The following is a 13,970-nucleotide window of genomic DNA, read 5'->3' as shown; positions in this document are numbered from 1 at the left end:
TCCGCAGCCGCTCCATTCGGCGTCTTGCATGCCTGCGATAGCAGACCGTCCAGACGGCGGCTTAGTTTCTGTATTACTGGAGCGAGCGGAAAATAAACCGGAACACGTCTTCCTCCCGCAGCGCATACTCGGAATCCTTGGCGATGACGTTTTGCACGCGCAGGCCGTAGCCGAACGCCATGAACATCGCCGCCGCATGCGCCGCGTCTACTCCTTCCGGGATCGCGCCCGCTTTTTGCCCGACCTCGATCCAATTGCGCGCCATCGCCGCGGAGAAGTCGAACAGCTCTCTCATGACCGCCGCAATCTTCGGATTGTCGTTCTGGCTAAGCAAATAGGTGAAAATTTTATTGGTTACATCCTGACTATCGCTATTGGCAATCATGCCCTTGGTAATCGTCTGTATCGGCGGGGCCGCGTCTTTGCCGACCGTCCCTTCCACCGTTTGTTTGAATCGTTCATTGACCGATTCCACTTTGGATTTCAAAATCAAACCGAACAGTTCGTCTTTCCCCGAAACGTAATGGTAAATCGCCCCTTTGGATAAACCGGTTCGGTCAATAATATCCTGGAGCGTCGTCTGCCGGCATCCTTTTTCCCGGATTAGCTGTTCCGTCGTATCTAAAATAAGCTGAAAGCTTGCGCTTCGCTGCGCAGCATCTGCAGTCATCAGCAGGACACCTCCCTCGGCATTCGCTTCTTCTATTGTATACTAACGCATGACCGGGTCAAGCGCCTATTGTGCGCGGTCGCGTTTCATTCGGCCCGAAGCAGCCAAACGGCCACAGCCGTCCACGATCCCTCTACCCACCAGATAGAGTTATCCACAGATACTCTGGCCAGCCGGCCCTATATGAGCCCGACTTGGGAATTCTCCTTTGTTTTTAAATTTATACGGCTGCCGCCCGGGCTTCTGCGTCTGTGCTCTGCATTGCGCTGTTTTTCACTGTTCGGCGATACGCCGCATACATGTACAAGCGCCAAGCGAACGTATAGACAACCAGCACGGTGATGTACAAAGCCAGCATGAGTTCGATGTCCGGACGGTGTGCGGCGGTCAAAATCGGATGATTATGGAACACGTTATCGCGCACCATGTACCGGACGTAAGGAAATCCAAACAGGAACATGTAGAACAGGATATTCGTTTTAAAAAAGATTTTGCCGTCCGCCTTGACTTCGAACTTCGAGGTCAACATATACGGAACCGCGAGCGCCAGACCTAGGCCGACGGCCCAGCCGATTTGCCCGATCGTTGCTCTTGTGCCTGCGCAGTAGATAATCCAGGGAAGCGACGCGAACATCAGCCAGTCCCCGAGCAGCAGCTTCAGCCCCTTTCCTTTGATTTCCTTGCGGGACTGCATGAATTGCTTGAGCGTCACCCAGATGATCAACGCCCATACGCCATAACCGATCAAATCCCATTGTTGTTGTGTCATTTGCACCACTTCTCCTCTTGAATAATTTTGTCCAGACCGTCGGTCGGTTTGTTTATATGGTTATCATACAGACCGTCGGTCGGTTTGTCAAGGGGTGTCTATTTAAATAAATTAAGGCAGCCGACCAAATTTAGATCGGCTGCCTTCTGTGCTTTATACGTCCTTTGGCGCAGATTTTTCCAAAGCTGCTTTCAACAAATCAATATATACCAGAAGATCTTCCGGCAAAAACACATCGTTTCGTTTCACCAAGCCCAAGAGCCAGGAACGAAGCCCGATCCCCGAATCCGGGATTTTGTCGTGAGTTTGACGCAATAGAAACAAGCTGAATGAAGAGCCTTCGGAATCGGTCGGGATTCCAGGGCTCTTTCTGTTTATTCTCTGTTTATTGTGTTTTTGTATAATAAACCTGATTTTTGTCGAAAGAGGAGACGTGAGCTGTGAATCATCAAAAAAAAGCCAAACAATGGTTGTGGAAGCTGTACATATTGGGCGTGGCGCTGTTTATTGCCTGTACAAGTATTGTAGCAATTCCGGTATATGCAGCTGAGACATGGAGTCAATTTGGCCGGATTGGGCCGGTCAGCAATTCAAACCCGGGAGGCTTTACCTCTCCAAAAGGAGTGGCGGTTGACAGCAGCGGGAATGTGTATGTGGCCGATACTTCCAATCATCGCATTCAGAAGCTGACCATATCGACGAATACATGGAGTGAGTGGAAAAAGGTCGGCGGCGGCGCAGGAAGCGGCTTAGGTGAGTTTAATGGTCCAACTGGAGTGACGGTTGACCTTAACGGGAATGTGTACGTGGCCGATACTGGCAACCATCGCATTCAGAAGCTGACCATATCGACGAATACATGGAGCCAGTGGGGGAAGAGTGGAGGTTTAAATGGACTTGGTTTGGGCGAGTTTTACTTTCCAAGAGGAGTAGCGGTAGACAGCAGCGGGAATGTGTACGTGGCCGATAGTAGCAACCAGCGCATTCAGAAGCTGACCATATCGACGAATACATGGAGCCAGTGGAAAAAGAGCGGTGCCGGAGCAGCCCCAGGAAGCGGCTTGGGCGAGTTTAATTCTCCTAATGGAGTGGCGGTAGACAGCAGCGGGAACGTGTATGTGAGCGATACTTTCAACCAGCGCATTCAGAAGCTGACCATATCCACGAATACATGGAGCGAGTGGAAAAAGGTCGGCGGCGGCGCGGGAACCGGTTTGGGCGAGTTTACTAGTCCAAGAGGAGTGGCGGTAGACAGCAGCGGGAACGTGTATGTGGCCGATAGTTCCAACTATCGCATTCAGAAGCTGACCATATCGACGAATACATGGAGCGAGTGGAAAAAGAGCGGCGGCGGCGCAGGAAACGGCTTGGGCGAGTTTTTTGGTCCAAATGGAGTGGCGGTAGACAGCAGTGGGAATGTATATGTGGCCGATGACAGTCATAACGTTCAGAAGCTGAACGCAGCCAACAATACATGGATTCAGTGGGGTGTAATAGGGCCTGTTAACGGGAGTAGTCCGGGCGAGTTTGCTTTTCCAAGAGGAGTGGCGGTAGACAGCAGCGGAAATGTGTACGTGGCCGATGTTAGCAACCATCGCATTCAGAAGCTGACCATATCGACGAATACATGGAGCGAGTGGAAAAAGGTCGGCGGCGGTGCAGGAAGCGGCTTGGGCGAGTTTACTAATCCTTATGGAGTGGCGGTTGACAGCAGCGGGAACGTGTATGTGGCCGATTCCGGCAACCAGCGCATTCAGAAGCTGACCATATCGACGGATACATGGAGCGAGTGGAAAAAGGTCGGCGGCGGCTCAGGAAACGGCTTGGGCGAGTTTTATAATCCATATGGTGTGGCGGTAGACAGCAGCGGGAATGTGTACGTGGCCGATTCCAACAACCATCGCATTCAGAAGCTGACCATATCGACGAATACATGGAGCGAGTGGAAAAAGAGCGGCGGCGGCTCAGGAAACGGCTTGGGCGAGTTTAATTTTCCTAATGGAGTGGCGGTAGACAGCAGCGGGAATGTATATGTGGGTGATGTTGGCAACCATCGCATTCAGAAGCTGACCATATCGACGAATACATGGGGCGAGTGGAAAAAGAGCGGCGGCGGCGCAGGAAACGGCTTGGGCGAGTTTAGTAGTCCTTATGAAGTGGCGGTAGACAGCAGCGGGAACGTGTATGTGGCCGATTACGGTAACCATCGCATTCAGAAGCTGACCATATCGACGAATACATGGAGCGAGTGGAAAAAGAGCGGCGGCGGCGCAGGAAACGGCTTGGGCGAGTTTACTAATCCTTATGGAGTAGCGGTAGACAGCAGCGGGAACGTGTATGTGGCCGATACTTTCAACCATCGCATTCAGAAGCTGGAAATACCTGCATCCCCGATTACTGACTTTGCAAGCACAGCGAAGACGAGCACAACGGCAACGTTCAACTGGACAGCAGCAAGCGGAGCGACGGGGATCATCATCGAGCAGTCCCCAACGGGAACGAATACGTGGACAACGGCTACGACCGGCGCGATTGCAACCAATGTGACGACCGCTATGGTAACGGGATTGAGCGCGACCACCGCGTATGATTTCCGGTTAGTAGTTACCGGTGGGGCGAACGCAGGCAACTCGAACACGATAAGCGTCACGACCGATGCGGCACAAACGTACACGATAGCAGCGATAGCGGAACAAACGGCAACGGCACTGACGGCAGGTTACGGATCGGGCACTCAGGACACGAAAACGATCACGATTACGAAAACCGGCACCGGAGATTTGACCAATGTAGCCGCAGCGTTAAGCGGAACAAATGCGTCTGATTTTGTCATCACGCAGCCGGGAGCGACGACACTGAACAGCGGCACCACGTCGACGACGTTTACGTTGAAAGCAAAGGATGGCCTGGCAGCAGGCACGTACACCGCAACGGTGACGGTATCGGCGGACAACATGACGAACGTGACATTTACGATTACACAGACAGTCAATCCGGCGCCCGTGGCACCGTCGATCACAAGTCAGCCGGGTAATAAGACAGTGACAGCGGGACAAACTGCAACGTTCAATGTAACCGCCGGCGGCGACACGCCGCTTAGCTATCAGTGGATGAAAGACGGCAATGCGATGACAGACGGCGGGAACATCAGCGGAGCAACGGCGGCAACCCTAAGCATCTCTAACGCACAATCGAGTGATGCGGGTAGTTATACCGTCGTGGTTACCAATGCAGCGGGGAATGCGACAAGCAACGCGGCAACCCTGACGGTCAATCCGGCGCCCGTGGCACCGTCGATCACAAGTCAGCCGGGCAACAAGACAGTGACAGCAGGGCAGACTGCAACGTTCAGTGTAACCGCCAGCGGCGACACGCCGCTTAGCTACCTGTGGAAGAAAGACGGCAATGCGATGACAGACAGCGGGAACATCAGCGGAGCAACGGCGGCAACCCTAAGCATCACTAACGCACAATCGAGTGATGCGGGTAGTTATACCGTCGTGGTTACCAATGCAGCGGGGAATACGACAAGCAACGCGGCAACCCTGACAGTCAATCCGGCCCCCGTGGCACCGTCGATTACAAGTCAGCCGGGCAACAAGACAGTGACAGCGGGACAGACTGCAACGTTCAATGTAACCGCCGGCGGCGACACGCCGCTTAGCTATCAGTGGATGAAAGACGGCAATGCGCTGACAGACGGCGGGAACATCAGCGGAGCAACGGCGGCAACCCTAAGCATCTCTAACGCACAATCGAGTGATGCGGGCAGTTATACCGTCGTGGTTACCAATGCAGCGGGGAATACGACAAGCAACGCGGCAACCCTGACGGTGAATGCGCTGACCGATGCGGCAACGCCGAGCATCGGCACACAGCCAGCGGACCGAATGGTGAGTGTGGGTGGCAGCGCGCCTTTGAGCGTAACGGCAACGGTGAGCGACGGCGGAACGGCGAGCTACCAATGGTACAGCAACGCGATCAACAGCAACAGCGGCGGAACGCTGATCAGCGGTGCCACGACCGCAACATATAACGTACCAACAACCACGGCGGGAACGACGTACTACTACGTTGTGGTGACGAACACGAACAACAGTGTAAACGGAACGAAGACGGCGACGGCAACGAGCAGCGCAGCCAAGGTGACGGTGAACGTTGCACCTACTTATACGATTGCCGCAATAGCCAACCAAACAGCGTCGGCGCTTATTCAAGGCTACGCCTCGGGTACGCAAGAAACGAAAACGATCAGTGTAACGAATACCGGCACCGGCAATTTGGCGAATCTCGCTGCAGCTTTGAGCGGCACCCATGCAAATGATTTTGTCGTGACGCAGCCGGAAGCGACGACACTGGACAGCGGAATCACGTCGACGACGTTTACGGTGAAAGTAAAGGACGGCTTGCCAGCAGGCACTTACACTGCAACAGTCACAGTAACGGCGGACCACATGACGGCTGCAACCTTTACCGTGACTCAGGTGGTAAACTTGCAGAATGCTCCTGCGAATCCGCAGAACCTTGTGGCTGACGGAGGAGATCGTCAGGTTACACTAAACTGGAGCACGGTAACGGGAGCGACCTACTACAACCTGTATATGTCAACAGCTTCGGGCCAATTTAGCAACGCTTCAGTTACGACAGTGAGCTCTTCCACCTATAACGTCCAAAGCTTGACCAACGGAACTACCTACTACTTTATAGTGAAAGCAGGCAGCTTGGGAGGTTTGAGTGCGGAATCCAACCAGGTCAGCGCAACTCCTGCAACTGTTCCGGTAGCGCCAACGAATGTGACGGCAGTTGCTGGAAACGGACGAGCTACCATTTCATTTACGGCTCCAACTGATGATGGCGGAAGTCCAATTATGGGGTATGAGGTAACGATTTCACCGGGAAATACGGTCATAACCGGAACGGCAGGTCCGATTACCGTAACAGGCTTAACCAACGGAACGAGCTATACTTTTACGGTAAAGACAGTCAATGGTGTGGGAAGAAGTGTCTCTTCTGCCCCATCCAATGCCATTATCCCAGCAGCGCCATTAAGCAGCGACAATGGCAGCGGCAATGGCAGCGGCAACACGACAACCGAACCTGCAGCTCCTGCTAGAGCGGAAACTGGAAATACCGGAGTGGATGTGCTCGTCAACGGTAAAGCGGAGAATGCGGCAACAGCAACGATAACCAAACAAAACGAGAAAACCGTAATAACCATTACGGTTGATGAAAAAAAGCTGAATGACAAGCTCGCGCTGGAAGGACAACATTCGGTCGTAGCGATTCCGGTCAATATGAAGTCAGATGTAGTCGTCGGTGAATTGAACGGTCAAATGATTAAAAACATGGAGAACAAGCAGGCGGTCTTAGAGATCAAAACCGACCGGGCAACGTATACGCTGCCAGCCCATCAGATCAACATTGATGCCGTTGCCAAACAAATCGGCAGATCTGCAGTCCTGCAAGACATCAAGGTACAGATCGAAATCGCGACACCGACAGCGAATACAATAAAAGTTATGGAAAACGCGGCAGCCAAAGGAACATTCACACCGGTCGCGCCGTCAATCGATTTTACGGTTAAAGCCACATACGAAGGCGCAACGGTCCACGTATCGAAGTTCAACGTCTACGTGGAACGAACCATTGCGATTCCGGATGGTGTTGATCCGAACAAGATTACAACAGGAGTTGTTGTTGAACCTGACGGAACGGTTCGCCACGTGCCGACCAAGGTGGTTGTAATCGATGGCAAGTATTACGCAAAAATCAACAGCCTGACCAACAGTACGTACTCGGTTGTCTGGCATCCGCTTGAGTTTATGGATATGACCAATCATTGGGCGAAAGCCGCGGTGAACGACATGGGATCGCGGATGGTCGTCGATGGTACTGGAAACGGCATGTTTAATCCTGACCGAGACATGACTCGCGCTGAACTTGCAGCGATTATCGTCCGTGGATTGGGACTTAAGCTGGAAAACGGAACGTCACCGTTCTCGGATGTCAAGACGTCAGATTGGCAAAGCAGCGCGATTAATACAGCATATGCATACCATCTGATCGATGGGTTTGAAGACGGAACGTTCCGCCCGAACGATAACATTACCAGAGAACAAGCCATGATGATGATCGCCAAAGCGATGACGATCACCGGGTTGAAAGCGAAGATTTCTAACCAACCGGCAGGCGAAATATTACAGCCGTACACAGATGCGTTGGATGCATCCGCTTGGGCGCTAAGCAGCATTGCAGACAGTGTTCAAGCGGGGATCGTATCGGGAAGAAACGGCGCTGAATTGGATCCAAAAGCGCTTATTACGAGAGCTGAAGCAGCAGCAATTGTACAAAGACTGCTTCAAAAATCAGAATTGATATAAGTCCGTTATACGGCCTACAACTAGAGTAAAAGGGCTATCCGCAACAGTAGAGAAAGCTGCTGCAGGATAGCCTTGTTTTTTAAATACCATTTTGCTTGCCGGGTTTTCGGGGCAGCTAAACTAACTACCGCGGGAGAGCGCATCGCTGGCAGCGATGAGGTCAGGGGTTCGATCCCCCTATTCTCCACCAACACCTAACACAAACGGCAGAGATGCCGTTTTTATTTTTAGCGAGCGGTTCGTATTTTATATCCCATGAATATCCATTTACTTTGCGGGTGGTGTCAGTTTCGCTGGTACTACCCCATAAAGCGCCGAGGCGGCTTTACTGATTGAATTATGCTTGGCTATCTCCACTAAATAGCGAAATTGTTGAAGCGTCATGTGCCGCACCTTTCTTTGACCGATTATGCCGAATGTCTGCCATAACTTTATTCTATAGCCAGCAATGAAAAAGGGCAATTTTACGTTCTGTACGGAGGGTGCTAAGATTCGGTTAGAACAACAAATTTATTGTGAAGGAAGAAAAAAATGACAAGGTCGTTGCATTTGCTACATTTGGCCCCTTTAGAGCATGGCCGGCATATAAATATACGATCGAACATTCCGTATATGTTCATAAGGATCATAGAAATGAAGGGATAGGAACAAAAATAACGAAAGAGTTAATCAAAATTGCTAGCGAAAGAGAATATGCAACACTTATTGCCGGAATTGATGCCGCAAATGAAAGCAGTATAAAAACATGCATGAGAGAATGGGATTTGAGAAGGATAAGCAGGCAATTGAATCTACAGCGAAGGACAGCAAAAAGCTCCAAGAGCCGTTACGCCCCTGAAGCTGCTTGTTCATGTTTATGATGCTTTTTTCTTGTTTTTCACATTTTTATTAAGAAAATGAATAAGTGCCTGGTAAAAGTCGCGTTCGTTCTCCAGCTTATGAAATCCGTGGCCCTCGTTCTTCTTGAGCATGTATGGGACGTCTACGTTCAGCTTGCGCAGCGCCGCCACCATTTGATCCGATTCCGCCTTGTTCACCCGCGGGTCATTCGCGCCTTGAGCGATCATGAGCGGGGATTTGATCTGACCGGCGTGCTGCAAAGGGGATGCTTCTTCTAGCAGCTTTTTATCCTTGACCGGATCGCCAACCTGTTCGTAGAAACGCGTGCGGTCCAATTCCCAGTACGCCGGCAGCGTGTTCAGGAAGCTGAACAGATTCGACGGTCCGACATAGTCAACCCCTGCGGCATATAGATCCGGGGTGAATGTCATGCCCGCCAAAGTCGCATAGCCGCCGTAAGACGCGCCGTAAATCGCGATGCGCTCAGGGTCGGCGGTCCCTTTTTGAATCAGCCAGTTTACGCCGTCCGTAATGTCGTTCTGCATCGCTTTGCCCCACTGCTTGTCCCCGGCATGCAGGAACGCCTTGCCATAGCCGGTGGAGCCGCGGAAATTCATCTGCAGCACGGCATAGCCTTGGCTGGCCAGCAGCTGCACCTCCATATTGTAGCCCCACGAGTCGCGCGCCCATGGCCCTCCATGCGGCATAACGACGACAGGCAGCTTGCGCGGAGCCGCGCCCTTAGGGAGCGTCAAGTATCCGTGAATCGTCAGGCCGTCCCGGCTGCGGTAAGAGATCGGCTGCATGTCCGACATTTTGCTTTCGTCCAGCTTGGGCTGGATGTCTGCGATTTTTTCCACTTTATCCGCGTTCCGGTCATAGAAGTAATAGCTGCCGTAAGATTTATCGCTTTCCGTGTACAGCAGCAGCACGTCCCGGTCCGGAGACCCGATCAGCCCGAAGCGCTTGCCATCAAGCTTGCTTTCGATTTTGTGATACAGCTCCTCAAAATCTTTGTCCAAAAACTGCACATGCTTCTCATCCGTCTCATAAATGACTGCCAGGATGGATTTCTTCTTGTAAGACACCACGATGTCGTCCAGGTCGACTTCATCGTTTTGGTACACGACTTCCGTCTCCTTTTTGGAGGCCGGATCGTATTTGACCAGCGCCTGCTTGTCCCGGCCAACGTCCGAAACGGCGTAGAACTGTTTGTCGTCAAAAGTGAACATCACCGGAAGAAACGTATCTTTGGAATCGAAATCTGCGAGCTTCTCGAACTTCCCGTCTTCATCGTCCCGGTACAGCAAGCCGGTCTTGCTGCCCTCCCTGGTCAAAGCCGCGCGGAGCCGGCCCCAATTGTCCGTCTGCCAATAAACAATGTTGCCCGGGTTCTCCATTTGCATCTCCGTTTCGCCGGTGCTCAAATTCACCCGGTACACATCGAAAAGCTTGGGGTCCCGCTTGTTCATCGTCAGCAGAAGCTCATAATCGCTCTCGTTTTTTGCCGGCAGCACATCGAGAAGGTCCGCTTTGACATTCTTGTAAGGCGTCAAGTCCTTATCCCCGGAACCGTCTGTCTGCACGACCCGAATGTGCGTGTTCTCCGTGCCGTCGCTGTCCAGCGAATATACAAGCGTGCTGTTCGTAATCCAGTTGATTTTCCGGATGTTCTCTTGCTTGGAGCTCGTGATGCGCGTGCTTTGCGAATCGCCGATCTTTTGAATGTAGATGTTCATGCGGTTTTCCCAAGGCTGGAGGAACGCCAGCATTTTGCCGTCCGGCGATACCCGGAACCCGGCTTTCTCCGGCAGCTTCAGGAAATCGTCCAGGGGAACCGGGGCCTGCGCCAGTTCGTCTTTTTGCGTTATCGTGCGGTACAAAAACAACACGAGTTGAGCACGGGTCACCTGATCCTGCGGCATAAACTCCACTTGCTCGGTTATAAAATTTTGCTTCAGCTTGATGACGTCGTCGCGATGCGCTTTGCCGATCGCCGCTTCATCCTTCAGCCAGGCTTGGACCCCGTTATCCTTGAGCTGAAAAGCCCGCGTCAGCAAGCTCGCCATCTGCTCGCGTGTCAAAAGCGAATCCGGCAAATACATGCCGTCGCTGCCCTGCACGATGCCGCGCTCTTTCAGCGCATTCACCGCTTGCGCGTACGGACTCGTGTCCGGCACATCCGCGAACCCGTTCAGCGCCTTCGGCTTGTCCAGCTTCAACGCCTTGCTGAGCCATACGGCAGCATCCCCGCGCGTGACCGGGTCATCCGGATGAAAGGAACCGTCTTCATTGGCGCCGACGATTCCTTTTTGCTGCAGCTGGCCGATCTCTTTACTTGCATAATGACCCCCCGGCACGTCCGGGTATGGCGCAGCATCTACGCTCGCTTGGGCGCCGACCGGAACCGCAATGGCTGCAACCCAGGCGGCAAGCACCGCGGATACTGCAAATTTTCTAATATAACTTTTCATTTCGCCCTCCCGTACGGTAGATACAACATCGAAGCACGATATTCATTATATATCAGGAGAACGCAGCCGGAATAGGTAGGAAATCGGTCTTATCTAAAAATTATTTTTCGGGCCCGGGGATTCAATTTTTGATCAGGATTTTGCCCAGTTTATGCCCTAACAAAACCAGCGGGATGAGCAGAAGTCCCGACGGGGCGTACAACAAAACCTCCTCCCACGTTACCGCCTGCTCCGTAATAAACCTGTAAAACAAATAAACCGTATACGGCAGCAAAACAATGATCCCGGTAACGACTCCCGGCGTGTACGATTTCAGCAGTATCGATTGCCCCAGGAGTCTGTCCGATGACCTCGTAGAAGGTATATATGCAAAATGATAGTAATTATACAGCGTGAGCGGCAAAATATACAGTCATTATTTACCCGATATGCACAAAAGTAACTCCGTCGCACAGACTCCAAGATGGGTGAACACATGGATCATCAGCGGGGCGTTAAATCCCACGAACAAAACGTAGCTCTGCCGCATTACGGCCATATAAGTAACCGGTACAAAAACAATAAACTGGGTGAGAACCGCCACCGCAAATGGGGAGGATTTCACATGTGCAAAATCCCCTAAAAACCCGACCAGCGCTTTTGGAGCGATTGGGCTAATTCGGCCAAAAACAGCCACATCAAGGATTGGATCGGAATGAACGGGTCCGGAACCATGAGCGCTCTCCTTCGTTATCCAAATAAATACCAAACGCGGACCGCAGCGCTTACGGTCAATTGTCCCGGCTGGATGGGCGTTGCCGCCCCCGCCTCAAACGCCATGCTGGCAAAAGGAACGGGCTCCGCCGAGCGGGGAAGCTCCTGAACCTGGCTCGGAACCGCCGCAAGGGCAACGCCCAATGCGCTGGCGATGGTGAGCGCCTTCTGGCGGGCTTTTTCGACGGCGCGCGCCAACGCTTGATTCGCATAATACTCCGGGTGTGCGACCGTGAACCGGATGCTGTTAACGGTATTCGCTCCGTGCGCAACCGCCGTGTCGACAATCACTCCTGTCTGACCGACTCTCCCTGTCGTAATACTGACAAGGTGAGTCACTTTGTAGCCGCGAAAAATTTGTTTGCCCTCATGATAATCGTACTGGGCTTCGATCCGGAAGTCGGTCGTCTGAATGTGTTCCCGCGGGATGTCCAGAGCCAACAAGGAGTTGATCACATCAGCCATGATTTTCGCGTTTTCCGTCTGGACGGTTTGCAGGACAGGACCTTCGTTTATGACCCCCAGCACGACTACGGCTCTGTCGGGAGCTGCGGTTACCGTCCCCTCGCCCGAAACCTCGATGGCTGGCGGACAATCGGAATAGCAAGCGGCGGCAGGCTTGCCGAATGGTTGAATATACATAGCGGACCCCTTCCCGGTAATAGGTTTATAACCTAATGTATGGGGGAGTAATCCATATAATTCTTGAAACAAAGGTAGCTTTCCCGCTGCATAGACTTGAACATGAACGTTACGTCATGTTTCTATACTTTAGTTACCGGTAGAAAGCTAGTGCGGAAAAAAAGGGGATGATCGTGCTGCTAGGCGGAAGGTTGGGCAACTCGCACGCTAGAGCAGGCATGTGGCCGACCGCCGTCATGCAGCGCAACACCGCGCGCCGGGAGCCGTGCGCGGTGCGAAGCAGCGCATCTGCCCGGCAGCAGCTCGGCTGCGGCTCAGCAGCAGCTTGGCTGCGGCTCGGCTGCAGCTCGGCTGCGGTACGGCTGCGGCTTGGCTGCGATACGGCTGCAGCACGACTGCGGCTCGGCAGCAGCTCGGCTGCGGCTTGGCTGCGGTACGGCTACGGCTCGGCTGCGGCCCGGCTGCAGCTCGGCTGCGGCCCGGCTGCGGCTCGGCTGCGGCTCGGCAGCAGCTCGGCTGCGGCTCGGCAGCAGCTCGGCTGCGGCTCGGCAGCAGCTCGGCTGCGGCTCGGCAGCAGCTCGGCTGCGGCTCGGCAGCAGCTCGGCTGCGGCTCGGCAGCAGCTCGGCTGCGGCTCGGCAGCAGCTCGGCTGCGGCTCGGCAGCAGCTCGGCTGCGGCTCGGCAGCAGCTCGGCTGCAGCTCGGCTGCGGCTCGGCTGCGGCTTGGCTGCGGCTTGGCTGCGGTACGGCTACGGCTCGGCTGCGGCCCGGCTGCAGCTCGGCTGCGACCCAGTAGTGGCACGGTAGCGCGAAGAAAACCTGCAAAAGTGCAGGTTTTTGCTCGCTGATACGCTGCAAACGAAATATTCCTGCAAATGTGCAGGTTTTTCTATCAAACGCATGGGCTCAGGCTCATTTAGTCGAAAATTCCTGCACTTTCGCAGGTTTTTCGCCAAAACGAGCCACTTTCGCGGAAAAAGCCTGCACTTTCGCAGGTTTTTTCCCTAGCAAGCTGATTTCTGCCCAGTTGTGCAGTTCCACGAACTGCACCGAGAGAGGCGCGCGCCCAGAAAAAGCGGCTGTCCTCCAAATTAGCCACACTCGTTCCCCTAGCCCTCATAGAGTATCGCGACTTGTTCGAAAACCTGCAAAAGTGCAGGCTTTTTCTGTAATAATCGTTTATTTTGGCGAAAAACCTGCAAAAGTGCAGGAATTTTCGGCGAAAATGAATCTGAGCCCATGTTCCCGGCAAAAAGCCTGCACAATTGCAGGAATATGTCGTGGCCGGCGTATCTATCGGGCAAAAACTGTATTTTTGCAGGTTTTCTTAGCGCAACCGGAGCCAGGCAGATTGTGCCATGCGGCCGACCGACCGCCGTCATGCATGCGCAACGCCGCGCGCCAGGAGCTGTGCGCAGTACGTGCCGGCTCTGGCGTGTTGGTT

At 53.3% G+C, this 13,970-nt stretch carries 9 protein-coding genes and 1 pseudogene; 3 read left to right on the top strand and 7 right to left on the bottom strand.

Going from position 1 to position 13,970, the window contains the following annotated elements; genetic code table 11:
* Positions 1 to 73: 73 nt before the first annotated feature.
* Entirely contained in the window at positions 74 to 670 is a 597-nt protein-coding gene (locus tag AC6RNO_RS07920; RefSeq protein ID WP_474686813.1) for a TetR/AcrR family transcriptional regulator, read from the bottom strand.
* A gap of 220 nt (positions 671 to 890) precedes the next feature.
* Complete coding sequence (locus AC6RNO_RS07915; protein WP_497105138.1) at positions 891 to 1,439, bottom strand: CcdC protein domain-containing protein; 549 nt, start codon at positions 1,437 to 1,439, stop codon at positions 891 to 893.
* A 440-nt stretch (positions 1,440 to 1,879) separates the two neighbouring features.
* Here AC6RNO_RS07915 and AC6RNO_RS07910 point away from each other — a divergent pair, with 440 nt between their 5' ends.
* Together AC6RNO_RS07910 and AC6RNO_RS07905 are read left to right on the top strand one after the other, a co-directional pair.
* On the top strand, positions 1,880 to 7,819 hold the full coding sequence (locus AC6RNO_RS07910) for an immunoglobulin domain-containing protein (RefSeq protein WP_497105137.1): 5,940 nt from the start codon (positions 1,880 to 1,882) through the stop codon (positions 7,817 to 7,819).
* Between the two features lie 524 nt (positions 7,820 to 8,343).
* Positions 8,344 to 8,559 (top strand): annotated as a pseudogene (locus AC6RNO_RS07905) (GNAT family N-acetyltransferase); the annotation flags it as partial.
* A 114-nt stretch (positions 8,560 to 8,673) separates the two neighbouring features.
* On the opposite strand, the gene AC6RNO_RS07900 reads toward AC6RNO_RS07905, so the two are convergent.
* The 3 genes from AC6RNO_RS07900 to AC6RNO_RS07890 all read right to left on the bottom strand — a co-directional run bounded on the left by AC6RNO_RS07900 (position 8,674) and on the right by AC6RNO_RS07890 (position 12,528).
* A complete protein-coding gene (locus tag AC6RNO_RS07900) occupies positions 8,674 to 11,133 on the bottom strand; it encodes a prolyl oligopeptidase family serine peptidase (RefSeq protein ID WP_497105136.1) in 2,460 nt (819 codons plus the stop codon).
* A gap of 121 nt (positions 11,134 to 11,254) precedes the next feature.
* Positions 11,255 to 11,536, bottom strand: coding sequence for an HXXEE domain-containing protein (locus AC6RNO_RS07895; protein WP_497105135.1), 282 nt, complete (start codon positions 11,534 to 11,536; stop codon positions 11,255 to 11,257).
* Positions 11,537 to 11,862: 326 nt separating this feature from the next.
* A complete protein-coding gene (locus AC6RNO_RS07890; protein WP_497105134.1) occupies positions 11,863 to 12,528 on the bottom strand; it encodes an SIMPL domain-containing protein in 666 nt (221 codons plus the stop codon).
* A gap of 167 nt (positions 12,529 to 12,695) precedes the next feature.
* Between AC6RNO_RS07890 and AC6RNO_RS07885 the strand changes: the two genes are divergently transcribed.
* Positions 12,696 to 13,322 (top strand): hypothetical protein, encoded by a 627-nt coding sequence (locus tag AC6RNO_RS07885; RefSeq protein ID WP_497105133.1) that lies wholly within the window; start codon positions 12,696 to 12,698, stop codon positions 13,320 to 13,322.
* A gap of 120 nt (positions 13,323 to 13,442) precedes the next feature.
* On the opposite strand, the gene AC6RNO_RS07880 is transcribed toward AC6RNO_RS07885, so the two are convergent.
* Both AC6RNO_RS07880 and AC6RNO_RS07875 read right to left on the bottom strand, forming a co-directional pair.
* Entirely contained in the window at positions 13,443 to 13,625 is a 183-nt protein-coding gene (locus AC6RNO_RS07880) for a hypothetical protein (RefSeq protein ID WP_474682568.1), read from the bottom strand.
* Between the two features lie 10 nt (positions 13,626 to 13,635).
* Entirely contained in the window at positions 13,636 to 13,908 is a 273-nt protein-coding gene (locus AC6RNO_RS07875) for a hypothetical protein (RefSeq protein WP_488435921.1), read from the bottom strand.
* Between the last annotated feature and the right edge of the window lie 62 nt (positions 13,909 to 13,970).

Source organism: Paenibacillus sp. sgz302190 (assembly GCF_059820445.1).
The sequence above is the reverse complement of the archived record's forward strand: the minus strand, read 5'-3'. Positions and strand labels throughout refer to the sequence as shown.

Excerpts from the sequence above, each read along its gene's own strand:
- AC6RNO_RS07920 (WP_474686813.1), bottom strand. The coding sequence starts at position 670 with ATGACTGCAGATGCTGCGCAGCGAAGCGCAAGCTTTCAGCTTATTTTA.
- AC6RNO_RS07915 (WP_497105138.1), bottom strand. The coding sequence starts at position 1,439 with ATGACACAACAACAATGGGATTTGATCGGTTATGGCGTATGGGCGTTG.
- AC6RNO_RS07900 (WP_497105136.1), bottom strand. The coding sequence starts at position 11,133 with ATGAAAAGTTATATTAGAAAATTTGCAGTATCCGCGGTGCTTGCCGCC.
- AC6RNO_RS07890 (WP_497105134.1), bottom strand. The coding sequence starts at position 12,528 with ATGTATATTCAACCATTCGGCAAGCCTGCCGCCGCTTGCTATTCCGAT.
- AC6RNO_RS07885 (WP_497105133.1), top strand. The coding sequence starts at position 12,696 with ATGATCGTGCTGCTAGGCGGAAGGTTGGGCAACTCGCACGCTAGAGCA.
- AC6RNO_RS07875 (WP_488435921.1), bottom strand. The coding sequence starts at position 13,908 with ATGACGGCGGTCGGTCGGCCGCATGGCACAATCTGCCTGGCTCCGGTT.